The 26848-nt window shown below is 71.2% G+C and carries 25 protein-coding genes; 18 read left to right on the top strand and 7 right to left on the bottom strand.

What is annotated here, in order from left to right:
* The first annotated feature begins 32 nt into the window (after window positions 1-32).
* Complete coding sequence (gene pth, locus AAD528_RS05575; protein WP_345751054.1) at window positions 33-617, top strand: aminoacyl-tRNA hydrolase; 585 nt, start codon at window positions 33-35, stop codon at window positions 615-617.
* An 88-nt stretch (window positions 618-705) separates the two neighbouring features.
* Here pth and AAD528_RS05570 read toward each other — a convergent pair whose 3' ends face one another.
* The 5 genes from AAD528_RS05570 to AAD528_RS05550 all read right to left on the bottom strand — a co-directional run bounded on the left by AAD528_RS05570 (window position 706) and on the right by AAD528_RS05550 (window position 5844).
* On the bottom strand, window positions 706-1257 hold the full coding sequence (locus tag AAD528_RS05570) for a hypothetical protein (RefSeq protein WP_345751053.1): 552 nt from the start codon (window positions 1255-1257) through the stop codon (window positions 706-708).
* 90 nt (window positions 1258-1347) lie between these two features.
* Window positions 1348-2121 (bottom strand): SDR family oxidoreductase, encoded by a 774-nt coding sequence (locus AAD528_RS05565; protein WP_345751052.1) that lies wholly within the window; start codon window positions 2119-2121, stop codon window positions 1348-1350.
* A complete protein-coding gene (locus AAD528_RS05560) occupies window positions 2121-3614 on the bottom strand; it encodes a CoA-acylating methylmalonate-semialdehyde dehydrogenase (RefSeq protein ID WP_345751051.1) in 1494 nt (497 codons plus the stop codon). The genes AAD528_RS05565 and AAD528_RS05560 overlap by 1 nt, the downstream gene beginning before the upstream one ends.
* A gap of 42 nt (window positions 3615-3656) precedes the next feature.
* Window positions 3657-4796 (bottom strand): zinc-binding dehydrogenase, encoded by a 1140-nt coding sequence (locus AAD528_RS05555; protein ID WP_345751050.1) that lies wholly within the window; start codon window positions 4794-4796, stop codon window positions 3657-3659.
* Window positions 4797-4914: 118 nt separating this feature from the next.
* Window positions 4915-5844 (bottom strand): LysR family transcriptional regulator, encoded by a 930-nt coding sequence (locus AAD528_RS05550; RefSeq protein ID WP_345751049.1) that lies wholly within the window; start codon window positions 5842-5844, stop codon window positions 4915-4917.
* Between the two features lie 330 nt (window positions 5845-6174).
* Here AAD528_RS05550 and AAD528_RS05545 point away from each other — a divergent pair, with 330 nt between their 5' ends.
* Genes AAD528_RS05545 through AAD528_RS05490 form a run of 12 tightly spaced genes read left to right on the top strand, consistent with a single transcriptional unit; the run spans window position 6175 to window position 17390 of the window.
* Entirely contained in the window at window positions 6175-7314 is a 1140-nt protein-coding gene (locus AAD528_RS05545) for an ABC transporter substrate-binding protein (RefSeq protein ID WP_345751048.1), read from the top strand.
* Window positions 7315-7358: 44 nt separating this feature from the next.
* The gene (locus tag AAD528_RS05540; protein WP_345751047.1) at window positions 7359-8492 is read left to right on the top strand and encodes an ABC transporter substrate-binding protein; all 1134 of its coding nucleotides are present in this window, start codon (window positions 7359-7361) and stop codon (window positions 8490-8492) included.
* Window positions 8489-10270, top strand: a complete 1782-nt coding sequence (locus tag AAD528_RS05535) for an ABC transporter permease (protein WP_345751046.1) — start codon at window positions 8489-8491, stop codon at window positions 10268-10270. The genes AAD528_RS05540 and AAD528_RS05535 overlap by 4 nt, the downstream gene beginning before the upstream one ends.
* 33 nt (window positions 10271-10303) lie before the next feature.
* On the top strand, window positions 10304-11425 hold the full coding sequence (locus tag AAD528_RS05530) for an ABC transporter ATP-binding protein (protein ID WP_345751045.1): 1122 nt from the start codon (window positions 10304-10306) through the stop codon (window positions 11423-11425).
* 7 nt (window positions 11426-11432) lie between these two features.
* Entirely contained in the window at window positions 11433-12569 is a 1137-nt protein-coding gene (locus AAD528_RS05525; protein ID WP_345751044.1) for a thiolase C-terminal domain-containing protein, read from the top strand.
* Window positions 12566-12991: a Zn-ribbon domain-containing OB-fold protein gene (locus AAD528_RS05520; RefSeq protein ID WP_345751043.1), complete on the top strand. Its 426-nt coding sequence runs from the start codon at window positions 12566-12568 to the stop codon at window positions 12989-12991. The genes AAD528_RS05525 and AAD528_RS05520 overlap by 4 nt, the downstream gene beginning before the upstream one ends.
* 11 nt (window positions 12992-13002) lie before the next feature.
* The gene (locus tag AAD528_RS05515; RefSeq protein ID WP_345751042.1) at window positions 13003-14226 is read left to right on the top strand and encodes a CaiB/BaiF CoA transferase family protein; all 1224 of its coding nucleotides are present in this window, start codon (window positions 13003-13005) and stop codon (window positions 14224-14226) included.
* Window positions 14227-14249: 23 nt separating this feature from the next.
* Window positions 14250-15248, top strand: coding sequence for a Gfo/Idh/MocA family protein (locus AAD528_RS05510; RefSeq protein ID WP_345751041.1), 999 nt, complete (start codon window positions 14250-14252; stop codon window positions 15246-15248).
* A 1-nt stretch (window position 15249) separates the two neighbouring features.
* On the top strand, window positions 15250-15591 hold the full coding sequence (locus AAD528_RS05505; protein ID WP_345751040.1) for a hypothetical protein: 342 nt from the start codon (window positions 15250-15252) through the stop codon (window positions 15589-15591).
* Complete coding sequence (locus AAD528_RS05500) at window positions 15588-16379, top strand: alpha/beta fold hydrolase (protein ID WP_345751039.1); 792 nt, start codon at window positions 15588-15590, stop codon at window positions 16377-16379. The genes AAD528_RS05505 and AAD528_RS05500 overlap by 4 nt, the downstream gene beginning before the upstream one ends.
* Complete coding sequence (locus AAD528_RS05495) at window positions 16369-16698, top strand: DUF4286 family protein (protein ID WP_345751038.1); 330 nt, start codon at window positions 16369-16371, stop codon at window positions 16696-16698. The genes AAD528_RS05500 and AAD528_RS05495 overlap by 11 nt, the downstream gene beginning before the upstream one ends.
* Entirely contained in the window at window positions 16698-17390 is a 693-nt protein-coding gene (locus AAD528_RS05490; RefSeq protein ID WP_345751037.1) for an alpha/beta fold hydrolase, read from the top strand. Before AAD528_RS05495 ends, AAD528_RS05490 begins: the two co-directional genes overlap by 1 nt.
* A gap of 35 nt (window positions 17391-17425) precedes the next feature.
* On the opposite strand, the gene AAD528_RS05485 is transcribed toward AAD528_RS05490, so the two are convergent.
* A complete protein-coding gene (locus AAD528_RS05485; protein ID WP_345751036.1) occupies window positions 17426-18445 on the bottom strand; it encodes a zinc-dependent alcohol dehydrogenase family protein in 1020 nt (339 codons plus the stop codon).
* A 66-nt stretch (window positions 18446-18511) separates the two neighbouring features.
* Window positions 18512-19315: an IclR family transcriptional regulator gene (locus tag AAD528_RS05480; protein WP_345751263.1), complete on the bottom strand. Its 804-nt coding sequence runs from the start codon at window positions 19313-19315 to the stop codon at window positions 18512-18514.
* Window positions 19316-19405: 90 nt separating this feature from the next.
* Between AAD528_RS05480 and mfd the strand changes: the two genes are divergently transcribed.
* The 5 genes from mfd to hisS all read left to right on the top strand — a co-directional run bounded on the left by mfd (window position 19406) and on the right by hisS (window position 26847).
* Complete coding sequence (gene mfd, locus AAD528_RS05475; RefSeq protein ID WP_345751035.1) at window positions 19406-23032, top strand: transcription-repair coupling factor; 3627 nt, start codon at window positions 19406-19408, stop codon at window positions 23030-23032.
* An 81-nt stretch (window positions 23033-23113) separates the two neighbouring features.
* Entirely contained in the window at window positions 23114-23416 is a 303-nt protein-coding gene (locus tag AAD528_RS05470; RefSeq protein ID WP_345751034.1) for a GNAT family N-acetyltransferase, read from the top strand.
* Between the two features lie 123 nt (window positions 23417-23539).
* Window positions 23540-24697, top strand: coding sequence for a Na+/H+ antiporter NhaA (gene nhaA, locus AAD528_RS05465; RefSeq protein ID WP_345751033.1), 1158 nt, complete (start codon window positions 23540-23542; stop codon window positions 24695-24697).
* Window positions 24698-24731: 34 nt separating this feature from the next.
* Window positions 24732-25388 (top strand): nucleoside triphosphate pyrophosphohydrolase, encoded by a 657-nt coding sequence (locus AAD528_RS05460; protein ID WP_345751262.1) that lies wholly within the window; start codon window positions 24732-24734, stop codon window positions 25386-25388.
* A gap of 175 nt (window positions 25389-25563) precedes the next feature.
* The gene (gene hisS / locus AAD528_RS05455) at window positions 25564-26847 is read left to right on the top strand and encodes a histidine--tRNA ligase (protein ID WP_345751032.1); all 1284 of its coding nucleotides are present in this window, start codon (window positions 25564-25566) and stop codon (window positions 26845-26847) included.
* Window position 26848 lies beyond the last annotated feature (1 nt).

Raw genomic sequence — 26848 nt, 5'->3', positions numbered from 1 at the left:
CGCACGGATCCGCGCGCTGAGAGGATGAGGTCATGGCGGACACCTGGCTGATCGTGGGGCTCGGCAACCCCGGCCCCCGGTACGAGGCGACCCGGCACAACGTCGGTCAGATGGTGATGGACGAGCTGGCGCAGCGCCGCGGCGAGCCCTTCAAGCAGCACAAGGCGAACGCGCGCGTCGCCGAGACGTGGCTGCGCCCGGGTGCTGCGAAGCTCGTGCTGGCCAAGCCGAACTCGTTCATGAACGTCTCGGGCGGGCCCGTGGCGAATCTCGCGCGCTTCTACGGCACCGCCCCCGAGCGCGTGATCGTCGTGCACGACGAGCTCGACATACCGTTCGACACGCTGCGGCTCAAGTCGGGCGGGGGACACGGCGGACACAACGGCGTGCGCGACGTGGCGAAGGCGCTCGGCACCCCCGACTTCGCCCGCGTGCGGGTCGGGATCGGCCGTCCCCCGGGCCGCCAGGATCCCGCGGACTGGGTGCTCGACCCGTTCAGCGCGACCGACCGGCAGACGCTGCCGATCCTGATCTCGGATGCCGCCGACGCGGTCGAGCGGATCGTGGAGGACGGGCTGGTCGCCGCCCAGCAGCGCTTCCACGCCCCGAAGGCCTGACCCGTCTCCACAACACGTGTTCTCAACGAGGACACGCGTCATCTGCGCAGATCAGGCGTGTCCTCGCGGAGAACACGTGTTCTGAGCGTCAGGCGGCGGTCGAGCTCGCGATCCCGGCGACGACGCCGACGAAGGCGGCGCCGGCCGCGATGCCAGGACCGACGGCGGCGATGACGATCGCCGCGATGCCCGTGCCGCGACCGCTGCGCTTCGCCACCGCGACGATGCCCTGCACGAGCGCCCACAGGCCGAGCGCCGTGCCCGCCCAGCCGGCGATCTCAGCGACCAGCACGATGTCGCGCACGGGGGAGAGGAACTGCAGTCCCGCGTCGTCCGACACGTTCTGCAGCTGCGGGCCGAGGGCCGCCCCGATCGCGGCGAGCGTGACGGCCAGAACGATGCTCGCCCCGATGACCGCGACGAGCGCCAGGATCAGCGCCACGCGTCCGAGCGCGTTCGACTCCGGCCGTGACGGGGCCTGCAGATACGGGGCGAAGCGAGTGTCCTGCGGCTGCCGATACGGCGCGGCGGGCGCGCCGTAAGGCTGACCCGCCGGGGCGCCGTAGGGCGGTGCCGACGGGGCGTCCTGGCCGGGGGTGCCGGGCGCGGGATATCCGCCCACGTACGGGGGCTGCGGCATGGGAGGGGGTGGGACGGGAGGCTGTTGAGGTGCGCTCACGGGCTCATCCTAGGGAGCGCCCGAGACGCGAGCGCGGAGGCGGGCCAGCGATCAAACGGCCCGGTTGAAGCCGCCGTCGACGACGATCGTCTGGCCCGTGATGAAACCGGCGCGCGGCGAACAGAGGAAGGCGCACAGATCGGCGACGTCCTCGGGGCTGCCGTTGCGCTGCACAGGCACCGAGGCGGCATTCTCAGCGAGCTGTTCGTCGAGCGAGCGGCCCGCCTGATCCGCGAGCATCTGCTGGATGCCGACCAGGCGGTCCGTCAGCACCGGGCCGGGGGCGATGTTGTTGACCGTGACGCCGAACGGGCCGAGGTCGGTGGCAAGCGCCTTCGCCGACACCGCGATGCCCGCGCGTGTGGCTTCCGAGGCGACGAGGTGGCTCTGCGGCTCGCGGATGCCGTAGCCCGTGAGCGTGATGATGCGCCCCCGGCCCGACTGCGTGAGGTGAGGGATCGCAGCACGCATCAGCCGCACTCCGCTGCGCAGGACGCCGTCGATGGCGGCATCCCAGACGCCCTCGTCCGAGTCGACGAAGGTCTTGGCGGGCGGCGGCCCGGAGTTGACCACCAGCGCGTCGAGGCCGTCGAGCAGTTCGGCCGCGCGGCGCACACCGGCGTCGATAGCCGCCGCGTCGGTCAGGTCGCAGCCGATCCCGGCCTCCGCGCCGATCGACGCCGCCGCGGCGGCGGCGCGCCCCTCGTCGCTGGAGGAGAGCACCACGCGGGCGCCCTCCTCGACCAGGGTCTTCGCGCAGGCGAGACCGAGCCCCTGGCTGGCGGCGGTGACGAAGACCCGCAGCCCGTCGAGCCGCAGATCCATCAGCTGTTCCTGGGGAAGCCGAGGTCGACGCCGCCGTGGCTCGGGTCGAGCCAGCGCGACGTGACGGCCTTCTCGCGCGTGAAGAACTGGAAGCCCGCGCGGCCGTACGCCTTCGCGTCGCCGAACAGCGACGCCTTCCAGCCGCCGAACGAGTGGTAAGCGACGGGGACGGGGATCGGGACGTTCACGCCGATCATGCCGACCTCGACCTCGTACTGGAAGCGGCGGGCGGCGCCGCCGTCGTTCGTGAAGATCGCGGTGCCGTTGCCGAAGGCGCCGGAGTTGATGAGCGAGAGGCCCTCCTCGTAGCTCTGCACACGCACGATCGAGAGGACCGGACCGAAGATCTCCTCGGTGTAGACACGCGAGGTGGTGGGGACGCGGTCGATGAGGGTCGGGCCGAGCCAGAAGCCACCCTCGGCTCCGTCGACCTCGATGCCGCGGCCGTCGACCACCACGGTCGCGCCGTCCTGCGCCGCGAGGTCGATGTAGGAGGCGACCTTGTCCCGGTGCTCGCGTGTGACCAGCGGCCCCATATCGCAGCCACGGCGGCCGTCGCCGATGCGAAGGTCGGCCATGCGCGCAGTGACCCTCTCGATGAGCGCGTCGGCGACCGGCTCGACCGCGACGACGACCGAGATCGCCATGCAGCGCTCGCCGGCCGATCCGAACCCGGCGTTCACCGCCGCGTCCGCGACGAGATCCAGATCCGCGTCGGGCAGCACGAGCATGTGGTTCTTCGCGCCGCCGAGCGCCTGCACGCGCTTGCCGTGACGGGCCGCCGTCTCGTAGATGTACCGGGCGATCGGGGTGGATCCGACGAAGGAGACCGAGGCGACCTCCGGGTCCTCGAGCAGCGCGTCGACGGCGACCTTGTCGCCGTGCACGACGTTGAACACGCCGGACGGAAGCCCAGCCTCGGCGAGCAGCGCGGCGAGCCAGAGCGCGGCCGACGGGTCCTTCTCGGAGGGCTTGAGGACGACCGTGTTGCCCGCGGCCAGCGCGACGGGGAAGAACCACATCGGCACCATCGCGGGGAAGTTGAACGGCGAGATGATCGCCGTCACGCCCAGCGGCTGGCGGAAGGAGAACACGTCGACGCCCGTCGAGGCGTTCACCGAGTAGTCGCCCTTGAGGATGTCGGCGAAGCCGAGCGCGAACTCCAGCACCTCCTGGCCGCGCGCGATCTCGCCGGCGGCGTCGGAGAGGACCTTGCCGTGCTCGGAGGTGATGATCTCGGCGAGCTCGTCCTTGCGCGACTCGAGCAGCTCGCGGAAGCGGAACAGGATCGCCTGGCGCCGGGCGATCGACATGTCGCGCCACCCCGGGAAGGCCGCGCTCGCCGCGGCGACGGCCCGACGGACCGTCTCGGCGTCGGCGAGGAGCACCCGCTTCGAGGACACGCCGGTCGCCGGATCGAAGACGGGGGCGGTGCGAGCGCCGGGCTGTTCGGCGAGCGCGTTGTCGATGAAATGGAGGAGACGGTCGGTCATGGTGCTGCTTTCTGAGGGTCGGAAGTCGGGGTGGGAGATGGATCAGCCCATGACGATGACGGCGCGGCCTGTGATCTCGCCGCGTGCGAGCGCCTGGTAGGCCTCGTCGGCCTGATCGAGACCGTAGTGGCGGGTCACCAGGCCCTCGGCGTCGAAGCCGCCGTCGGCGGCGAGGGCGACGACGGATGGGAGGTCCTCCCGCGTGCGAGCTCCGAAGGATCCGGTGATCGTGTATCCGCGGCGCACCAGCGGGGTGATCTCGACCTGGGCGCTCGCCGCGCCTGCGGCGATGCCGATCGCGACCATGCGACCGCCGTCGGCGAGCATGCCCACCGCCTGTGAGAACGTCTGCGGCCTGCCGAGAGCCTCGAAGGCGACGTCGACCCCGCGCCCATCGGTGAGGCGGCGCACTGCGGCCACAGCGTCCTCCTCGAGAGAGTTGACCGTGTGGTCGGCGCCGAGGGCCGCGGCGGCTGCGAGCTTCTCGGGCGAGACATCGACGGCGATCACGGGATCGGCACCGGCCGCCTTGGCGACCTGCACGACTCCGCTGCCGACGCCACCCACGGCCACCACGGCGACCGCGTCGCCCGGCTGCACCTGGCCGGCACGGTGCACGGCGCCGTAGGAGGTGAAGGCGGCGCAGCCGAGCACGGCCGAGGCGATGGGGTCCAGGCCGGGCGCGAGCTTCGCGAGCGCCGTGACCGGCACCACCGAGTACTCGGCGAGACCGCCCATGGAGTACATGGCGAGGAACGAGCCGTCGGGCATCGCGAGGCGGCTCTCGCCGTCATAGAGCGTCCCGGCCAGGCGGTTCTTGCCGAAGAAGTCGGCGCAGAGATCGTCGCGTCCACGTACGCACGCGTCGCAGGAACCGCACGGCATGATGAACGCGCCCACCACGTCGTCGCCCACGGTGAGCCCGCGCGCGTCATCCGTGCCGTCGCCGAAGGCGACGATGGTGCCGGAGATCTCGTGTCCCATCACGGCGGGTCGCGGGAACGCGACCTCGCCCTTGATGACGTGCAGGTCTGTGTGGCACACGCCGCACGCCCGCACCCTCACGAGCGCCTCGCCGGCCCGCGGCGCCGGGGTGTCGATCTCCAGGACCTCCAGGCCGGGCTCCTGGTCGCGCAGGACGGCTGCCCGCATCCGTGCGGGGGCGGGGGCGACGGTCGTCATCGGCGGTCTCCGAATCTTCATCGATGAGTTTCGGTCCCCATCCTCGACGCCACGACGATCTGCAGACAAGCGTCATTGCTGCCTGACGGAAGTGCGAAAACGCAGATCCCGTCCGGGGTCACGTCCGCGGAACCAGAAGATCCTGGCGCGCGACGACCACGCTGCGTATGGCTTGCCGGATCAGCCCCACGGCATCTGGCGCGGGACTGTTGCGACGGCTGCTGAGAGAGAACGCCAGAGTGAATGCGATCTCGCTCGGCAGCACGCGGATGAGGTCGGGCTCCTCCTCGGCCATGAAGCAGGGGAGGAGCCCGACACCCGCACCGTGCAGCGTCGCCTCGACCTGCGCGGAGACATTTGTACAGCCCAGGCCCACGTGCATGCCGGCGAAGCGGCGGGCGAGATCCAGTTCGGCGACATTGAGATGTGAGTCGACATAGAACACAAGCCGATGGTCGGTGAGATCGGTCGGCGACGCGATGCGAGGGCGAGTGTTGAGATACCTCCGGCTTGCGTAGAGGCCCAGGGTGTAGTTGGTGAGGAATTCCGAGGCCAGCCAACCCTGACGTGGCTCGCCGATGCTCACTGCGAGGTCGTATCCCGACGCTCGGGAACTGATGGGGCGCGTCGACGTCACGAGCTCGACGGAGATTCCCGGGTGGGCGGCGATGACCTCGGCAACCGCAACGCTCGCGATCTTGGTGCCGAAGCCGTCGGGAGTCGAGAGCCGCACCGACCCGCGGACGGTTCCTTCGTCTCCTGAGACCGCGTCGCGGACTTCCTGCAGGATCTGTTCGAGCGGCGCGGCACGCTCGACGACGACGCGCCCGATCTCGCTGAGCGCCCATCCATCTGTTCCGCGTTCCACGAGCGTGACACCAAGGCCCGTCTCTAAACGCCTCAGTCGTCGGCTCACCGTCGTGTGATCGATGCCAAGCAATGTCGCGGCTGTCACGAGCTTGCCCGTGCGAGCGAGCGCGAGCAGCATCCGCAAGTCGTCGGTGGAGACGTCCGGTGTTCTCATCCGCACCCGCTCGGCGCTCGTCACATTCAGTCCTCTGTTCGGTGTCGCATCGGTGACCTGCGGTGCAGTGCGACGGTGCACTTCCGCACGATCATGTCAGGTCGACCGGCGGATGCGTCGACACCATCTACACGCATCGAGGTTCGCGCAAGTGTGAAGAACCTCCGCTGTTCCTGGCTAGATCGCTATCACGATGGAAAAGGTGCCCACAGCGCCTTCCGTCACACGGAAGGGTGGCGGCCGGCTGTCGTGCGCAACCTCAGGATGGTCATCGCGCGATCTGCAAACTCGCCCAGACCTGGCACGGGCGCGACCGCGATACACCCCTCACGTGACAAGGCAAGGGAGCTTTGCATGAAGACCACACAGCACCGCGTGACAGTCGGCCTGGTACTCGCGACATTGGCGTTCGGGCTAGGCGCGTGCTCCGCGGAGGCGCCGGCGCAGGCCGACGGCGACGCCCCGGCCGTGACGACCACCACCGACATGGACGCGCTCGTCGAGGCGGCGAAGGCCGAGGGCACGCTGACGCTCTACGGCGACGCGTCCGACGCGAGCCTCAAGGCGTGGACCGACGCGTTCACGGCCGAGTACGGCATCTCGGCCACGATCGTCCGCAACGCGACGGGCCCGCTCTACCAGCAGTTCGCCCAGGAGGCGTCGGCCGGGCAGAACCAGGCCGACCTCATCAGCCTCCTAGACCACACCGCGCTGGATCAGGCGATCGACAACAAGTGGATCGCGCCGTACACGCCGGAGGGTGCCGACGCACTCCCGGCCGAGTATGCCCGTGACGGCTACTACTACTCGATGCAGAACGTCACCGTGCCCGTCATCGCGTACAACACCGACAAGGTGACACCCGAGGAGGTGGAGAAGCTCCAGGCGGATCCGATGGGCTTCCTCGCGCAGAAGGGGATGACGGATCGTATCGGCGTCGTCGCGCCGCAGGCGGGTCAGCAGCTGCAGGCCTACTGGTACCTCTACTCGGACGGTCCCGCGGGCGGCGACTATGGCTGGACGAACCTCGAGGGCATCGCCGCCAACACCGGCACGATCTCGGACACAGTCACGGTCGGCCAGGCCGTGGTGCAGGGTGAGGTCGACTTCGGTCTGCCGCTCGCGGACAGCTACGTGATCTCGCTCATCACCGGGAGCGGTGCGCCGCTCGGCTTCGTCTATCCGGATCCGTCTGTGGTCGTGACCTCGGCGCTCGCCGTGGCTCAGGAGGCCCCGCATCCCAACGCGGCGCGGCTGTTCGACGAGTGGGCATCCTCGCAGGACGGCGTCGCCGCCTGGGCGAAGGCAGCGAACAACGAGCCGATGCGCACGGATGTCGACGACCCGCGCAGCTACCTCGAGGAGCCGTGGTTCACTCCGCGCTCCGACGACCCGTGGACGGACTTCGGCACGGATCAGGAATTCCTTGACGCAATGAAGGCCGACGGTCCGTACTTCCCGAAGTGGAACGAGACGTTCGGATATGCCGGATGACCCGCGTCGCCACAGCAGACATCTCCTCCCGAAGAAGGAACTCCATGCGAATCCCCCAGATGCGCGTCCTCGGCATCGTCGGAACGGCCATCGCGGCCCTCGCCCTCGCGGCGTGCTCGTCCGACGCCCCCGCCGCGACCCCCGCCAGCTCCGCCGACGGGGGAGCGTTCGACCTCGCGGTGCTCACCGACGCGGCCAAGGCCGAGGGCAGCCTCACGCTCTACGGCGACGCGTCCGATGCCAACCTCAGCGCGTGGACCAAGGCGTTCACCGACAAGTACGGCATCCAGGTGTTCGTCGTCCGCAACACCCCCGGCCCGCTCTACCAGCAGTTCGCGCAGGAGCAGTCGGCGGGCCAGGGGCAGGCCGACATCATCAGCATCGTCGACTTCACGGCCCTGGATCAGGCCGTCGATCAAGGCTGGCTCGCCGAGTACACGCCCCAGGCCGCTGATCAGTACCCCGCCGAGCTCGGCCGGGCCGGCTACTACTACCCGGTCGAGAACGGCAACGCGCAGTCCATCGCCTACAACCCCGACAAGCTCTCGGACGACGAGATCGCGCTCATCCAGGACAAGGGGATGGAGGCGCTCGAGGACCCGCGCTTCGCCGACCGCATCGGCGTCGTCAACCCGCAGATCTCGTCGGGTGTGCAGGCGTTCTGGTACACGTACACCGACGGAGTCGGATCCGACCTCGGCTGGGACGGGCTGCAGAAGATCGCCGACAACACGTCGCGCATCTCCGACACGCTCACCCTCGGCCAGAACCTCATCCAGGGCGAGATCGACATCGCCGTGCCGATCGTCGACTCGTGGGCGTCGGCGCAGATCGTCAACAACGGCGCGCCCCTCGAGTTCGCCTACCCGAAGCCCACCATCGGACAGAACGATGGCGTCGCCGTGGTGGCGGACTCGCCGCACCCGAACGCCGCCCGGCTGTTCATGGAGTGGGCATCGACGGCGGAGACGAACGCGATGTACTCGAAGCTGTCGCAGTCGGCCCCGACGAACACCGAGGCCGCCGACAGCCGCGAGCTCGCGGGCCTGCCCTGGTACGCGCCAGCCGGCGACGACACGTGGTTCGACTTCGCGAAGGACCAGGACTTCCTGGACGCGATGACCGCCGACGGCCCGTACTTCCCGAAGTGGAACGAGACGTTCGGGTACGCCGGATGACGAGTCTCGGAACCGAGCCCCGCCCGCGCGCCGATATGCGCGCGGGCGGGGCTCTCGACCCGGCCGTCACGGTCACGATCGAGACCAAGGCGAAGGCGTTGCGTCGCCGGCCCAGCGCGCTCGCCGTGGTGATGCTCGTGCTGCTGACGGGCCTCATCCTGGTGCCCGTCGCGACCGTCTTCTTCGGCGCCTTCCAGAGCGCGGCGCCCGGCCTGCCGGGCAGCACGTTCTCGCTGCGCGCCGTGCTGTCGGTCTACGCCAGCCCGGCGTACGTGAGCTCGATCGTCGGCACGCTCCTGATGTCGATCGGCGTCGCCGCCATCGCCGTTGTCCTCGGCGCGCTGGCCGCCTGGATCCTCGCCCGCACCGACGTGCGCCTGCGCGCGATCCTCGAGCTCGGCCTCATCGCCCCGCTGTTCATCTCGCCGTTCATCGGCGCCGTGGCATGGAACATGCTCGGCGCCCCGCGCTCGGGCATCATCAACGTCAACCTGCAATGGCTGCTCGGCACCGACACGACCTACGTCGACATCAGCACGGTCCCCGGCGTGATGTTCGTGCAGCTGCTGTACTTCCTGCCGTACACATACATGCTCATCTCCTCGTCGCTGAAGAACATGGATCCGAGCCTCGAGGAGGCCTCGTACCTCAACGGCCGGGGCATCGTGCAGACCGCGCTGCGGGTGACGCTGCCCGTGGTGCGCCCCGCGATCGTCGCCTCGTTCTTCATGATCGCCGTGTTCTCGACGGGCATCTTCGCCATCCCGGCGGCGCTCGGCATGGACGCGTGGTTCTCGCCGCTGGCTGTCCAGGTCTACCGCAAGATGACGGTGTTCCCGGCGGATCCGCCCGCGGCGGCCGCGCTCGGAACGTTGATCTTCTGGTTCACGCTGCTGGGCATCTACTTCTACCGCCGGTCGCTGCGCAACGGGCGCCGCTTCGTCACGGTCGGCGGCAAGGCGACCCGTCCCCGCGTGGTGCGGCTGCGCTGGGCACGCTGGCCCATCACGATCCTGCTGTCGCTGTACGGGTTCTTCGCCGCCGTGCTGCCGTACGCCGCGATCATCCTGATCTCGCTGACGCCGTACACGATCACGGACCTGCGCAAGATGACCTGGTCGTTCGACTCGCTGTGGAAGGTCATGTCCTCGCCCGAGGTGACGAGCGCCCTGCTCAACACCATCTGGATCGCGCTCGCCGTGCCGACCCTTGCGGTGGCCCTGGGCCTCGGCGTCGCGTACGTGTCGATCCGCGAGCGCGGCCGCCTCGCGACCGTCATCGACTACGTGTCGAACTTCCCGATGGCCGTGCCCGGCATCGTATTCGCCACCGGGATCGTGTGGCTCTACGTGCGCACGCCGCTGTACGCGACCATCGGCCTGCTGATCATCACCCTCGTCGCGGCCTACATGCCGCAGGCCGCGCGGTTCGCGGCCACCGGCCTGATGCAGGTCGACGGATCGCTCGAGGAGGCCGCACGGATGAACGGCGCGAGCAAGATCAAGGCGATCCTCACCGTCACCATGCCGATCGTGGCGCCGTCGCTCGCATCGTCCTGGGTGCTGCTGTTCATCTTCTCCTCGCGCGAGGTGAACGAGGCGGTCATCGTGGCCGGGCCCCGGTCGCAGCCGCTCTCCGTCCTGGCATGGAACTACGTCGAGGACGGGCAGCTCAACCAGACGGCCGTCGTCGGCCTGCTCATGTCGCTGATCATGCTCGCGGGCCTGATCATCTCCCGATTCGTTTTCCGCGTCCGCATCAACTCGTCGCAGCTGTGACGACCCGGACACCCGCAAGAGATTGACATCGCCATGACAATGACTTTCCCCGCCGTCGCCTCCCAGGCCGGTGCCGGTCCCGTCGGAGCCGCCCTCAGCGTGAAGGACCTGCGCATCCGCTATGGCGACGTGGAGGCCGTGAAGGGCATCTCGTTCGACATCCAGCCGGGCGAGTTCCTGACGCTGCTCGGCCCGTCCGGCTGCGGCAAGTCGACCACCCTCCGCTGCATCGCGGGCCTCGAGCCGGCGTCGTCCGGCACGATCTCGATCGACGACCGCATCGTCGCCGGTCCCGGCCGCAGCGTCCCGCCCGAGAAGCGCGGGATCAACATGGTGTTCCAGTCGTACGCCGTGTGGCCGCACATGACCGTCACGAAGAATGTCGGCTACGGCCTCAGCGGCCTGCCGAAGGCCGACGCGCAGGCCCGCGTCGACGAGGTCCTCGACCTCGTCGGCCTGACGAAGTTCGCGAAGCGCTACGGCACCGAGCTCTCGGGCGGCCAACAGCAGCGCGTAGCGCTGGCGCGTGCGATCGTCACCCGGCCCAAGGTGCTGCTGTTCGATGAGCCGCTGTCGAACCTCGACGCGGGCCTGCGCGAGCAGATGCGCTTCGAGATCCTCGAGCTGCAGCGGGCGGTCGGGATCACCGCCATCTACGTCACGCACGACCAGACCGAGGCGATGTCGATGTCGGATCGCGTGGTCCTCCTGAACGACGGGATCGTCGAGCAGCAGGCGGCGCCGCGCGAGATCTACGAGCGTCCCCGCACCGAGTTCGCGGCCAACTTCGTCGGCCGCGCGAACATGCTGCCCGGCACGCTGGCGCCGACGCGGGACCGTCTTGCCGTCGACGGCGTCGCGGGCGAGGTCGCGGGCGCCGAGGCCGCCCCGGCGGGAGTGACGGGCGCGGCCTCCGCGGTCTTCCGCGCCGAGAACGTGCTCGCGGGCGAGCAGGCGCGATCCGTCGAGAACACCTGGCCCGCGACGGTGGAGCGTGTCTCGTACCTCGGCCGCCACCTCGACGTGGAGTACCGCGTGGAGGGCCACCGCGTGCGCGGCGAGCTGCCGCCCACCGCGCGCGTGGCCGTCGGCGACGCCCTGCAGATCGGCGTACGCGCCGAACACGTCCACTTCGTGGCGCGCCAGGCGAGCTGAGCGCGTCGTGACGAAGAGGAGCGACGACATCGCGATCGTCGGGATCGGCACGACCGCGCAGGGCGAGCTGCCCGGGCGCACCGCCAATTCGATCGCCGTCGAGGCGATCGAAGCCGCCCTGGCCGATGCGGGCCTCGGCCGCGAGGACGTGGACGGGCTGATCACCTGCCGCAACCTGCAGGCGCGTGCGGGCATCGACGAGCAGGTCGGCGAGCTGCTCGGCATCGCCCCGCGCTACGGCGCGACGCTCGACTACGGCACCGGGAACTTCTCGCTGCACCTTGCGGCCATGGCGATCGGGGCGGGGCTCGCGGAGACGATCGTGCTCGCCTACGGTACCAACCAGCGCTCGGCGCACGCCGACTTCGGCATCGCCGTGGGCGGCGGCGCCGAGATGGCGCAGGCCGCGGGGGTGGTGCACGTGGCCGGGCGCGCGGCGCTGGCGTTCCGCCGGCATCAGCACCTGTACGGCACCACCGAGGAGCAGCTGGGCTGGGTCTCGGTCGCGCAGCGCGAGTGGGCGCAGCATAATCCGCTCGCGATCTTCCGCAAGCCGCTGACGATCGGCGACTACCTCGCGAGCGATCCGCTGGTCGCACCCCTCCGCCGCGCCGATCTCACGATGATCTCCGACGGCGGGGCGGCGCTGGTCGTCACGACCGCCGAGCGTGCGAGGGATCTGCCGCGCAAGCCCGTGCGCCTCTCGGCGATGGCGCAGCGCACCGCGTTCCGCGCCGATCACGCGCCGGACAGCCTGCTGCGCCCATGGCTCGGCGACCTCGCCCAGGAGCTCTGGACGACGAGCGGCTTCACCCCGAAGGACATCGACGCGCTCTACATCCAGGACGCCACCTCGGTGTGGGTACTGCAGATGCTCGAGTGGTACGGCTTCGCCCCGCTCGGCGAGGGCGGTGCGTTCCTCGCCGAGGGGCACACCCGGCCCGGCGGGTCCCTGCCGGTCAACACCAACGGCGGGCAGCTCTCCGAGGCCTACATGTGGGGCTGGCTGCACCTCGTCGAGGCCGTGCGCCAGTTGCGCGGCGAGGCGGGGGAGCGGCAGATCGCCGGGATCGAGGTCGCGCTCGACGTCTCCTCGCACGACTTCCTGAAGGGAGCGGCGTCGATCCTGACGGCCGGAGCATGAGCACCACCGGATACCTGCCCGATGTCGACGACCCGCTCACCGCCCCGTTCTGGGCGGCAGCGAGGGAGCACCGCCTGGTCGCGCAGCGCTGCGTGAACGGCCACTTTCGCTGGACGCCGAGCGAGCTCTGCCCCGACTGCCTCGCGCCCGAGGCGACCTGGGAGCCGCTGCGCGGCGAGGCGACCGTCTGGAGCCTCGCCGTCTACCACCGCGCCATGCACCCCGCCTTCGCGGGCCGCGTCCCCTACACGGTCGCGATGCTCGAGCTGCCGGAAGGGATCCGGATGCTCGGCACGATCGAGACCTCGACCGGGGACGCGGACCGGGACGGCGAGGTGCGCATCGGGGACATCGTGACGGCGACGTTCGACGCGGTCACCGACGACGTGACGCTCGTGCGCTGGCGCGCGGGCGTCGAATGAAGGAGACGACGATGGATCACACGACGATCGATCAGACGACGACGGCGGGACCGCTTGCCGGCACGACCGTGCTGGATCTCACGCAGCACCTGTCCGGCCCGTTCGCGAGCATGATCCTCGGCGACCTCGGCGCGCGGGTGATCAAGGTGGAGCCGCCGGCCGGCGATCCCACGCGCCGGATCGGCCCATACTTCGAGGATGGCGACAGCGCCTATTACCTCAGCGCGAACCGCAACAAGGAGAGCGTCGTCCTCAACCTGAAGGCGCCTGGGGGTCGCGAGGCGCTGCTCGCCCTCGCGGCGAAGGCGGACGTCGTCGTCGAGAACTTCCGCCCCGGCACGCTCGCCAAGCTCGGCATCGACCTCGACGACCTGCTCACCGCTAACCCCCGGATCGTGCTGTGCTCGATCACCGGCTTCGGATCCGACGGGCCGTACCGGCTGCTTCCGGCGTTCGACATCGTGGTGCAGGCGCTCTCGGGCGGCATGTCGCTGACCGGGGAGGCGGACGGGAAGAGCGTGCGCTCGGGCCTCCCGATCGGCGATGTGGCCGCCGGGATGTACGGCGCGGTCGGCGCGCTCGCCGGGCTCATCCAGGTCGGGCGGACCGGCACAGGCACGCGGGTGGACGTGTCGATGCTCGACACGCAGGTCTCCCTGCTCTCGTATGTCGCGAGCTACTACCTCGCCTCCGGCGACGTCGCAGGGCGCCAGGGCCGCGGACACATGAGCATCCCGACCTACCGCGCCTTCACCTGCGGCGACGGGCGAGACATCGTCGTGGCGGCGAACACCGAGCCGTTCTGGCGCGGGCTCGCCGCGGCCTTCGGCCGGGCCGAGCTCGTCGACGATCCGCGCTTCCTCGACAACGACGCGCGCCGCGCGCACCGCGCGGAGCTTGACGCGATCCTCGAGGGCGTGGCCGCGGACAGCACGGCCGAGGCGCTGCTGGCGCGGCTCGCGGAGGAGGGCGTGCCGTCGGCGCCGATCAACACGATCGACGCGGCGCTCGCGGATCCGCAGGTCGTCGGGCACGACATGGTCGTCACGCTGCAGGGACGCGGCGACGGGATCCGCGCGGTCGGCAACCCGATCCGCTTCCCGGGCGGGCGCACCGAGTTCGCCGCTCCGCCGCGCCTCGGGGACGCGACCGAGCGGGTGCTGCGGGACGTCGCGGGATACGACGACGAGCGCCTCGCGGAGCTCGTCGGCAACGGTGCGGCCGTGATCGGCTGAGGCGGGACGAGAGAGGGAAGACCATGGTCCGCACGATCATCATCGGTGTCTCGCACTGGCACCTGAACCTGTTCCTGAAACCCCTGCGCGCGCGGGACGACATCGAGTTCGTCGGCATCTCCGACCCGGACGCCGAGATCGCCGGGCGGGTGGCGGACGACCTCTCGTGCGCGGCGTTCGCGCGCTATGAGGACCTCGTCGCCGACGCGAAGCCGGACTTCGCGATCGTCCTCGGCCCGCACCACGAGATGGCGGCGACTGCGTCGTTCCTCATTGCGGCGGGCATCCCGTTCGCGATCGAGAAGCCCGCGGGCCTCGACGGCGCGGAGGTCGCGGCGATCGCCGACCAGGCTGAGACGGCCGGCGCGTTCGCGGCCGTGCCGTTCGTCTTCCGGCAGGGCGACTTCATCGGGCGCATGCGCGAGCAGTCGGCGGGGGAGCGCTTCGACCACCTGTCCTTCACGATGATCGGCCGCCCGCCGCAGCAGTACGACCGCCTGTCGTCGCCATGGATGCTCGATCGCCGCACGTCCGGCGGCGGCGCGATGATCAACCTCGGCATCCACTTCCTCGACCTCGTGCCGCACCTCGTCCCGGACGAGCCGGTCGAGATCCTCTCGGCCGCGATGTCGAACGCCGCCTGGGGCCTGCCGATCGAGGACTTCGCCGCAGTGACGCTGCGGATCGGATCCAGCATCGCGACGATCCAGACCGGCTACCGGTACCCGTCGCCCGACCAGTACATGGACCTGCACTTCTCCCTGCGCACGGCGTCGCACTACTACGTGGTGCGCGACGGCGCGAGCGTGGAGGTGTCGGGCACGGACGGCACCAGCGAGACATGGCAGGTGGGCACGACGAACATGCCGTACTACCCGCGGTTCGTCGACGACACGATCGAGCGGGTCAAGCGCGGCGACAAGCCGTTCGCGGATCTCCGCGACGCGGCCCGCGCGACGGCGCTGCTGGACAGGGTGTATGAGGCCGCGGGGATCGGCGTGCGCGAGACGGAAGGAGCCTGACATGGCCGAGGAGAACGCGAACGAGAAGAGGCGTGCGCTGCTGCACGTGCAGATGGACGTCCCCGCCGAGCATGAGGCGGAGCTGAACGACTGGTACTGGAACGAGCACCTGCCCGAGCGGCTCGCGGTGCCCGGCTTCCTGAGCGGTCGCCGGTTCGAGGCGGCCGATGGCGTCTCGCCGAAGTATCTCGCGGTGTACGACCTGGAGGACCTCTCGGTGCTCGAGAGCCCCGAGTACCGCGCGCTCGTGAACCCGCCGGATCCGCACACCAAGGCGATCGGGCGCATGCTCAACACCAACCTGCGCCGGGTCTACGTCGAGATGCCGCGCCCGGGCGCATGAGCCGCGCCGCCGAGCTGCTGCTCCTGCCCGGGATGGCCCAGGACGAGCGCGCGTACGAGCTCGCGGGGCTGGGCCACGCGCGCACCTTCGTCTACCCCGGACACGGCGACCGCGCCGCGGTGCCGGTCACTCTCGAAGGGCTGGCGGACGAGGCGATGGTGAGGGCGAGCGGGCCGGTGGATCTCGTCGGCGTCGCGCTCGGCGGCATCGTCGGTCAGCACATCCTCGCGCGCCACGGCGGCCGGGTGCGATCGGCCGTGCTCGCCAACACCCCGGGCGACGTGTCCGCCCCTGCGGCGCTGCATGCCCGGGCGGCGGCGACGCGCGCCGACGGCCCGAACGCCGCCGAGCTGCTGCCGCGCTGGCTGCGTTCGGCGACCGTCACCGCCGGCGGACCGGCGATCGACTACCTCCGCGAGGTGCTGGCCGGCATCTCCTGGGAGGGCCTGGCCGAGGTGCAGGCAGCGATGGCCGACCACAACGCGATGGACGCGCTCCGCGGCGATCCGCACCCGGTGACCTTCGTGATCGGCGAGGACGACCACGTCGGCATCGGCGCGACCGAACGCCTGGCCGAGGCCTTCCCGACCCGGCGGGTCGTGCGGATCCCGGGCGGGCACATGGTGCACCTGGACAACCCGCGTGGGTTCCGCGAAGCGGTCGAAGAGCACCTCGCCTGGGTCGACGCTCTCGGAGACCTCGGCCTCGGCGATCCGCGCCACGACGACTTGGGTCACGACGATCCGGCCACGAGAACCCCGCGAGAGGAAGACGGACATGACGGATGAGAAGCGTCCCGGCCTGCTGATGGTGCAGATGGAGATCGCCGCCGAGCACGAGGACGAGCTGAACGCCTGGTACTGGGAGGAGCACGTCCCCGAGCGTCTGGCCTGCCCCGGCTTCCGCTCCGCCCGTCGCTTCCGGCTCGAGAGCAGCAACGCCGAGACCCCGAAGTACCTGGCGCTCTACGAGCTCGACGACGTCTCCGCCCTCGAGACGCCCGAGTACAAGAGGGCGCTCGCCGAGTCGACGCCGCGCACGAAGAACATCGGCCGTCTCGCGACCATCACCCGGTCCGAGTTCGTCGAGCTGTTCGACGCCGCCTGATGACCACCGTCCTCCTTCACCCGATTGCGCTCGATCGCGCCACGTGGCGCGACGTGCCGATCCCCGGCGCGCTCGCGCTCGACCTGCCGGGCCACGGCGACGCGCCGTGGGACGACCCTCGGGATCTCGACGAGGTGGCGGATCGTGTGGTCGCGCGGGCCCCGGAGGGGGAGCGGATCGACGTGGTCGGCGTCTCGCTCGGGGGCATGGTCGCGCTGCACACCGCGCTGCGGCATCCCGACCGGGTGCGCTCGCTGGTGGTCGCGTGCGCGCCCGCGGCGACGCCCGTCGAGGTGATGCGCGAGCGCGCCGACGCGACCGAGCGCGAGGGCATGGCCGGGATGCTCGCCTCCATGCGGGAGCGGTGGTTCTCGCCGGGCGTCCTCGAGGCGCGGCCCGCGTACGTCGGCGAGGTCGAGCGGCGCCTCCTCGCCGACGACCCGCGCATCGTCGCGGGCGGGTGGCGCCTCATCGCCGGGCACGACGTCGCCGACCGGCTCGCGGAGATCCGGATCCCCGTCACGGTCGTCGCCGGCAGCGGGGACACCTCGGTGCCCCCGGCGGCGGCGCGGGCGCTCGCCGCGGGGCTGCCCGACGCGGCGTACGTCGAGCTCGAGGGGGCGCACATGATCCACCTCGAGCAGCCGGCCGCCTTCGCTGCCGCGGTCGCCCGTCACCTCGCCCGGGTGTGAGCGCCCGGATGTGACCGCCCCAGCCGGCGCGCGGGTCAGAGCGTCAGCAGCACCTTGACCGCGCGGCGCTCGTCCATCGCGCGATAGCCCTCGGCGGCGTCCGCGAGCGGCAGGGTGAGGTCGAACACCCTGCCCGGGTCGATCTCGCCGTCCTCGACGAGCGCCAGCAGGTCCGGCAGGTAGCGACGCACGGGCGCGCTGCCGCCGCGCAGGCCGACGTTCTTCGCGAACGCCGCGAACATCGGGAACGACGACACCCCGTGCGGCACGCCCACGAAACCCACCGTCGCGCCGGGGCGCGCCACCGCGTAGGCCGTCGCGAGCGACTCGTTGGTGCCGACGCACTCCAGTACCGCATCGGCGCCCGCGCCTCCCATGAGCTCCCGCACCGCGGTCTCGCCCTCAGCGCCGCGCTCGGCGACGATGTCGGTCGCTCCGAACTCCCGCGCAAGCGTCTGGCGCTCGGGATGCCGCGACATCGCGACGATGCGCTCGGCGCCGAGCTGGTGCGCTGCGATCACACCGCACAGCCCCACCGCGCCGTCGCCCACCACGACCGCGGTCGATCCCGTGGTCACGCCGGCCGAGACCGACGCGTGCCAGCCGGTCGCCATCACGTCCGACAGCGCGAGCAGCGACGGGATCCGATCCGGGGCGTCCGTCTCGTACCGCACGAGCGAGCCGTCGGCCTGACCCACGCGGGCGAGCTCGGCCTGGCCGCTGACGGTCAGGCTGCGGTTCTCGCAGGCCGAGGTCACCCCGGCGAAGCACGGGGCGCAGTGCCCGCAGCTGTGGTTGAAGGGCACAACGACGCGATCGCCGACCGCGAACCGGGTCACGTCCGACCCGGTCTCCACGACCTCGCCGAGGCACTCGTGTCCGATCGTGCGCGGGAACTTCTGCCCGCTCGACAGCCCGCGGTAGTGCCAGAGGTCGGATCCGCATACGCATCCGGCCGTGACGCGCACGATGGCGTCCGTCGGATGCAGGATCTCCGGATCCGGGACCGTCTCGAAGCGGATGTCGCCGGGGCCGTGGATCGTCGTCGCGCGCATCATGCCATGCTCTTGTGCCCGCGCGCGCTCGACCACGCACCTTCCGCCGGGCGGGAGCTCAGGCGATCAGGCCGACTGGGTCAACCGCGGGGACGTCGTCCAGGTGGGCTCGGGCGTCCTGGCGATGTTGCGTGAGATGCCGCGTGCGGCCATCAGCACCGCAGGCACGTGGCGGCGCACGGCCTCCGGACCGGACCCCTGCACCGCGACCGATACAGCCGCCACGACCTCGCCCGTCATCGTGCGGATGGGAGCCGCGACCGACACGGCATCGCTCGTCATCTGCCGGTCGCAGATCGCGTAGCCGTTCCGGCGCGCATCGGCGAGCAGGCGCCTCAGAGCGCCGCTGTCCGGCACGGTGAACGGCGTGAACCGCGGAAGCTCCTGCGTGAGCACCTTCTCGAGCACGTCGTTCGGCGCGTGTGCGAGCAGAGCGAGGCCGACGCCGGTGGTCGGCATCGGCAGCCGCTGCGCGGCGCGCGTGCGCAGCGGCACCGAGCCATGACCGGAGAGGTGCGACACGAAGATCACCTCGGTGCCCTCTCGCACGCCCAGGCGGACGTTGCCGTGCGTCGCCTCGTAGAGGTCCTCGAGGAACGGCAGAGCCGCGTCGACGAGGCCCGTGCTCCGCGGCGCGAGCGAGCCGAGCTCCCACATATGGAGTCCCATCTGGTACCGGCCCCGCGCATCCCGCTCGAGGCCGCCCCACTCCGCCAGATCTCCGGCGATGCGATGCACGGTCGACAGCGGGAGCCCGGCGGCGCGAGCGATCGCCGAGAGCGTCATCGGCCGGCGCGTGCGGTGCAGGGCGTCGAGAACGGCGAAGATCTTCCGTGAGGCGCTCAGCGCGACCGTCATCTCGTCCTTCATCGGCACGGGCCCATGCTATGCCCGGCGATCGCCTCGCGGGCGCTTCATCCCGGCCGCCGCGGTGTCCGCGCCTCGAAGTAAGCTCTTCTGGTGACTGTTTCCGGGATTCTGCGCGCCCTCGAGACCGCCGAATCGTTCCGGGATGCCCTCACGGCCTCCGCCGTCGATGCCGATCTGTCGCTCGTCGACGGGCTCGACGCTCCCGCGCTCGCCGCGCTGCTGGCCCGCCGCGCTGAGGCCGGGCACCCGGCGGTTCTGCTGGCGATCGCCCCCACGGGCCGCCGCGCCGAGAGCCTCGCCGCCGCGCTCCAGGCCGTGATGCCGGGCGCCGAGGTGCGCGACTTCCCGTCGTGGGAGACGCTGCCGCACGAGCGACTGAGTCCGAGCCCCGAGACCGTCGGCCGCCGCCTCGAGACCATCCGTCGCCTCGCGACGTGGGACGGCTCCGCGCCGCTGGTCGTCACGACATCCGTGCGCTCGGCGATCCAGCCGCTCGCGCGAGGGCTCGGCGACGCCGCGCCCATCCGGCTCGCGGCCGGAGGACGCGGCACCGAGCTCGAAGACGTCGTGCGCCGGCTGGTCGAGCTCGCCTACGCCCGCGTCGACATGGTCTCGCGCCGCGGCGAGTTCGCCGTGCGCGGCGGCATCCTCGACGTCTTCCCGCCGGTCGCCGACCACCCGTTCCGCGTCGAGTTCTTCGGCGACGAGGTGGATCAGATCCGCGCGTTCTCGGTCGCCGACCAGCGGTCGCTGCCCGGCGAGGTGCGTGAGGTGAGCCTCGTCCCGAGCCGCGAGCTGCTGCTGACCGACGAGGTGCGCCGACGCGCGCGCGAGCTGCAGCACGAGTTCCCCGGCATCGCGCAGATGCTCGAGAAGATGAGCCAGGGCATCCCGGTCGAGGGCATGGAGTCGCTCACGCCCGTCGTCGCGGGGCCGCTCGCCTCGGTCGTCGACTACCTGCCCGAGGGTGCGGCCGTCGCCCTGGTCGATCCCGAGCGCGCCGTGTCGCGCGCCCTGACACTGGGGGAGACCAACCGCGAGTTCCTCGAGGCCGCGTGGAGCGCCGCGACGAGCGGGGCGCGCGCGCCGATCAACCTCGAGTCCGGCGACTTCCTCACGATCTCGCGCCTGCACGACGACGTCCGCGACCGCCGCGGCGTGTGGTGGACGCTCAGCCCCTTCGACTCGGGCGCGGCCGACATCGCCGCCGAGCTCGACGCCCTCGCCGACGACGACGTGCGCCTCGCGCGGGTGCCGGTCGCGGGGGAGTCGGGGACGGCGATCCGGATCCGCGGATCGGCCGTGCCGTCCTTCGCCGGCAGCATCGACGGCGCGATCGAGCACGTCGCGGCGCGCCTGGCCGACGGCTGGCGCGTCGTGGTCGCCGCAAGCGGCGCCGGGCTCGTGGACCGCGCGCGCGACGTGCTGGCCGAGCGCGGGCTCGCGGCACGCATCGTCGAGTCGCTGGACGAGGCGCCCGACGCGGGCGTCGCGATCCTGACCCAGGCCGCGATCGAGCGCGGCTTCGAGGTGCCGGAGGCGAATCTCGCCGTCCTCACCGAGACCGAGTTCTACGGCCGCACGATCGGCGGCGACGCGCGCGTCGTGAAGAAGCTGGCGTCGCGCCGGCGCAACGTCGTCGACCCGCTGCAGCTGAAGGCGGGCGACCACGTCGTGCACGCCACGCACGGCATCGGACGGTTCGTGGAGATGACGCAGCGCGAGGTGTCCAGCGGCGGGCGCAACGCGACCAAGTCCAAGCGCGACTACCTCGTGCTCGAGTACGCGCCCTCCAAGCGCGGCTACCCGGGCGACAAACTGTACGTGCCGACCGACCAGCTCGACCTGCTGTCGAAGTACGTCGGCGGCGAGGCGCCCGTGCTGTCCAAGATGGGCGGCAGCGACTGGGCCCAGGCCAAGGGCAAGGCCCGCCGCGCCGTGCGGGACATCGCGGTCGAGCTCGTGAAGCTCTACTCGGCGCGCATGGCCGCGAAGGGGTACGCGTTCGGTCCCGACACCCCGTGGCAGCGCGAGCTGGAGGAGGCGTTCCCGTTCGCGGAGACGCCGGATCAGCTGCAGACGATCGACGAGGTCAAGCGCGACATGGAGCGCCCGATCCCGATGGACCGCCTGCTGTCGGGAGACGTCGGCTTCGGCAAGACCGAGGTCGCCGTGCGCGCCGCGTTCAAGGCGATCCAGGACGGCAAGCAGGTCGCGATGCTCGTGCCGACGACCCTGCTCGTCAAGCAGCACCTCGACACGTTCCAGGAGCGGTTCGCCGGCTTCCCCGTCACGGTCAAGCCGCTCTCGCGGTTCCAGACCGCGACCGAGGCGAGGAAGACCCTCGACGGCCTGCTCGACGGCACGGTCGACATGGTCATCGGAACGCACCGGATCCTCACGGACCAGGTGATCTTCAAGGACCTCGGCCTGATGATCATCGACGAGGAGCAGCGCTTCGGCGTCGAGCACAAGGACCAGCTGAAGAAGCTCAAGACCAACGTCGACATCCTGGCCATGAGCGCGACCCCGATCCCGCGCACGCTCGAGATGGCGGTCACCGGCATCCGCGAGATGTCCACGCTCGCGACGCCGCCCGAGGACCGGCATCCGATCCTGTCGTACGTCGGTCCACGCAACGACAAGCAGATCGCCGCCGCGATCCGCCGCGAGATGCTGCGCGAGGGCCAGGTGTTCTACGTGCACAACCGCGTGACGTCGATCAACGCCGTCGCGGCGCACCTCGCGGAGCTGGTGCCGGATGCGCGCATCGCCGTCGCGCATGGCCGCATGGGCGAGCATCAGCTCGAGCAGGTCGTCGACGACTTCTGGGAGCGTAAGTTCGACGTGCTGGTCTGCACGACGATCATCGAGACCGGCATCGACATCGCCAACGCGAACACGATCATCATCGACCGCGCCGACAAGTACGGCCTCGCGCAGCTGCACCAGCTGCGCGGGCGCGTGGGCCGCGGCCGCGAGCGGGCGTACGCCTACTTCGTGTACGACGAGATGAAGCCGCTGTCCGAGACCGCGGCCGACCGTCTGCAGACGATCGCCGTGCACAACGACCTCGGATCGGGCATCCAGGTCGCCATGAAGGACCTCGAGATCCGAGGCGCCGGCAACCTGCTCGGCGCCGAGCAGGCCGGCCACATCGCGGGCGTCGGCTTCGATCTGTACCTGCGGATGATCGGCGAGGCGGTCGCCACGTTCCGGGGCGAGGACACCGAGGGCCCCGTCGAGCTGCGGCTCGAGCTGCCGATCGAGGCGCGCCTGCCCGAGTCGTACATCGACGCCGAGCGACTGCGCCTCGAGGCCTACCAGAAGCTCTCGGCCGCGGCCGCGCCGACCGCGAAGGACGACGCGATCGACCTCGTGATCGAGGAGCTGTCCGACCGCTACGGCACGCCGCCGCCCGAGGTGGACGGCCTGGTCGCCGCGGCCCGCCTGCGCCGGCGCGCGGCGCAGGCGGGGCTCAGCGACGTCGTGGCGATGGGACGCAACCTCCGCGTGGCGCCCGCGAACCTGCCCGACTCGATGCGCGTCCGGCTGCAGCGCCTGTACCCGGGCGCCAAGCTGCTCGCGGGTGGCGAGGCGATGGTCGTCCCCCTGCCGACGGCGGGCGGCGAGCCGCTTGGCGATGCGGAGCTGCTGGCGTGGGTGGGGCAGCTGCTCGACGCGCTCTTCCCGGCGCCGAAGGCGGCGGGCGAATAGAACGTCCGGCGCCGAAGGCGACGGGCGCGACGTCGTGATCCGGGGTTGAGGGCGGGACCGACCGGCGGTTGGATGGGGCGCATGGATCCCGACATCGTCGTCACGGACAACCCCGAGCACGCGCGCTACGAGGCGCACATCGCCGACCCGGAGACGGGGGAGCGCGCGCTCGCCGGGGTGCTGGCCTACGACGACGCCGTGGACGCACGCACGCTGCTGCACACGGTCGTGTGGGAGGAGCATTCCGGACACGGCATCGGCGGGCTGCTCGCGACGCGCGCGTTCGCGGAAGCGCGCGAGCGGGGCGTGAAGATCGTGCCGGTGTGCACCTTCGTGCAGAGCTGGCTCGAGCGCCATCCGGACCAGGCGGACCTCGTCGCCTGACGCGTCGAGCGGCGAGGAACGCGCCGCCGCGCCCGCCGGTAGGCTGGACCGCGGAGTGCCGGGAAGTCTGGTCGGCGGCGGGGTGACCCCGTCTCACGGTTCCCGCCCGCCCGAAAGGCGCATATGAAGCTCCTCCGCTCCGAGCGATTCCCCGCGATCCTGCTGCTGGCATCCGCTGCTCTCGGCCTGCTCGTCGCCAACCTGCCGTTCGGCGGCGCCGTGATCGAGTTCAGCCACGCCCACCTGCCGATCCCCGGCACGCCGATCGACCTGTCGCTGGCCCACTGGGTCTCCGACGGGCTGCTCGCGATCTTCTTCTTCGGCGTCGCCGTCGAGCTGCAGTACGAGCTCACGACGGGCGAGCTCTCCAGCGTGCGCAGGGCGCTCCAGCCCGCGATCGCGGCGGCGGGCGGCGTGCTGGTGCCGATCCTGATCTACCTGGCCGTCGCCGGCGCGGATCCCGCCACGCGCGACGGATGGCCGATCCCCACCGCGACCGACATCGCCTTCGCGCTCGGCGTGCTCGCGGTGTTCGGGCGCGGGCTGCCGTCGCCCGTGCGGGTCTTCCTGCTCGCGCTGGCGATCATCGACGACATCGTCGGGATCGTCTTCATCGCGCTGCTGTTCGCCCACGACATCCAGCTGGGCATGCTCGCGGTCGGCGCGCTGCTCGTGGTGGTCTTCGCGATCCTGAGCCGGATCGATCCGGATGGCCGCGGGCCGCGGATCGCGGTCGTCGCGCTTCTGACCGGCACGGCCGTGCTCGCGTGGGCGTTCGTGCTGCTGTCGGGTGTGCACGCCACGATCGCGGGCGTGCTGCTCGGGCTCGCGATGCAGCAGAGCCCGGCGATGCGCGCGCGGCACGTGCTGGAGCCGTGGATCAACGGCGCCATCCTGCCCCTGTTCGCCTTCGCGGCCGCGCTGGTCGTGATCCCGCAGGTCTCGCCGCGGGAGCTGTCGCCGGCGCTGTGGGCCATCCTCGTGGCACTGCCGGTGGGGAAGATCATCGGCATCTCGCTGTTCGGCTGGCTGGCGATGCGGATGCGGCCGCGCGGCACGGCGCCGGCCGTCGCGTTCCCCGATCTGATCGCCGCCGGCACCCTGGGCGGCATCGGATTCACGGTCTCGCTCCTGCTGGCGAACCTCGCGTTCGCGGACGATGCGGCGATCCGCGACCAGGCGATCCTGGGCGTGCTCGGCGGATCGACGATCGCGCTCGTCCTGTGCGCCGTGCTGGTGTCGCTGCGCGCCCGGCACCACCGCAGGCCGGCATCGAGTTGAATGGGGCATCGTCGTCGTGAGCGAGGAGATCCGGATGGGCGCGGATGCGCTGAGGCAGGCCGTCGAGACCATGCGCGCGGTGCGCGACCGATGCGTCTGGACGCAGGGCATCGACCACCGCGCGCTCGTGCCGTACCTGCTCGAGGAGAGCCATGAGCTGATCGACGCGATCGAGTCGGGCGACGCGGCCGACATGCGCGAGGAGCTCGGCGACCTGCTGTGGCAGGTGCTGTTCCACGCCGAGATCGCCTCTCGTGCGACGGACGCCCCGTTCGACGTGGACGACGTCGCCGCAGGCCTCGTGGAGAAGATGGTGCGACGTCATCCGCACGTCTTCGCGGGCGAGACCGCCGAGACTCCCGAGCGCGTGCTCGAGCTGTGGAACGCCGCCAAGGCCGCCGAGAAGCGCCAGCGCGCGAGCGTGCTCGACGGCGTCGCGCGCTCGATGCCGTCGCTCGCGCTCGCGCAGAAGCTGCTCGGCAAGGCGGGCCAGGTGGGCGTGGGCGCGGACATCGCGCTCGCGGTCCACGACGCCGCCGAGGTCGGCGCCGTGCCGGAGTCCGAGGAGGAGCTCGGCGACCTGCTGCTCACGCTCACGGCCGCGGCGCGGGCCAACGGGTGGGACGCCGAACGCGCCCTCCGCGAGCGCCTGCGCGCCCTCGAAGCCGAGATCCGGGTCGCTGAGGGCTGAGGCTCGGCGCGAGCTGTCAAGGTGCAGCCGACCGTGCGAGCTCGCCGCGGATGCGGCCCGCAGCGCGAAGCGCTGCCCCCACGCCCCGATGGAGCCTGCGACAGCGTACGCAGCCGCGAGCGGCGCCCGAAGGGTGCCCGAGCGGATGCGTCAGGCGTGGGAAACTAGGAACGCTATGGCTTCCGTGAATCCGCCGCGCGGCATGCGCGACTTCCTCCCCGCCGACAAGGCCCGTCGCGAGCGCGTGCTCGCCGTCATCCGCGAGCGCTACCGCGCGCACGGCTTCGACGAGATCGAGACGCCCGTCGTGGAGGAGTACGCCCGGCTGCACGCCGGCATCGGCGGTGACAACGAGAAGCTCGCCTTCAACATCCTGCGCCGCGGGCTCGACACCGAGGCGATCCACGCGGCAGCGGAGGACCAGGCCGCGCTCACGGACCTCGGTCTGCGCTACGACCTGACCGTGCCGCTGGCGCGCTTCTACGCCAGCAACCGCGCGGCGCTGCCGACCGTCTTCCGCTCGATCCAGATCGCGCCGGTGTGGCGCGCGGAGCGCCCCCAGAAGGGCCGCTACCGCCAGTTCATGCAGTGCGACATCGACATCATCGGCGATCCGTCCGCGCGCGCCGAGGCGGAGCTGATCGTCGCCTCGCTCGACACGCTCGCGGCGCTGTCGCTCGCGGGCGCGAGCGTCCGGATCAACGACCGCCGCGCGCTGGACGCCATGCTCGACGTCTTCGGCTTCGCGGCCGAGGAGCGCCCGGGCGTCCTGATCACGATCGACAAGCTCGACAAGATCGGCCCGTCGGGCGTCACGGCCGAGCTCCGTGAGCGCGGTGCGACCGCCGCGGCCGTGGACGCGTTCGAGGAGTTCCTGGCGCGCCCGCTGGGCGGCGAGATCCCGCCGTACGGCGAGGCGCAGATCCGCGCCGCTCTGCCGGAGGGCGTGCCCGACGAGATCGTCGCGCACCTCGTCGGCATCGGCGAGTCGGTCGCGGCCGCGCGGCCGGACGGCGACGTCCCGCTGCAGTTCGACCCGTTCCTCGTGCGCGGCATGGGCTACTACACGGGCACGATCTTCGAGCTCGCTCACCCGTCCGTCTCGTACTCGCTCGGCGGCGGAGGGCGCTACGACGGCATGATCGGCCGGTTCCTCGGTCAGGATGTCCCGGCCGTGGGGTTCTCGATCGGCTTCGAGCGGATCGTCGACCTCGTCCTGCTGCGGGAGGCGGATGCCGCGCCGGCCGTGGTGCTCGTGCACGACCGCGACGTGCCGGTGGCCGAGCTGCTCGCGCTCAAGGCGCAGCTCGTCGCCGAGGGCTCGCGCGTGCGCCTCGAGCAGCGCACCAAGAACCTGAAGGCGCTGCTCGACCGCGCCGGCGCCGACGGCTACACGGCGTTCGCCGCGGTGTCGGCCGGCGCGACCCGCAGGGACCTCGAGCTCAAGCCGCTGGGCTGAC

Source organism: Microbacterium rhizophilum, assembly GCF_039605615.1.
Classification (GTDB): domain Bacteria; phylum Actinomycetota; class Actinomycetes; order Actinomycetales; family Microbacteriaceae; genus Microbacterium; species Microbacterium rhizophilus.
This window is presented reverse-complemented; position numbering and strand designations above follow the sequence as displayed.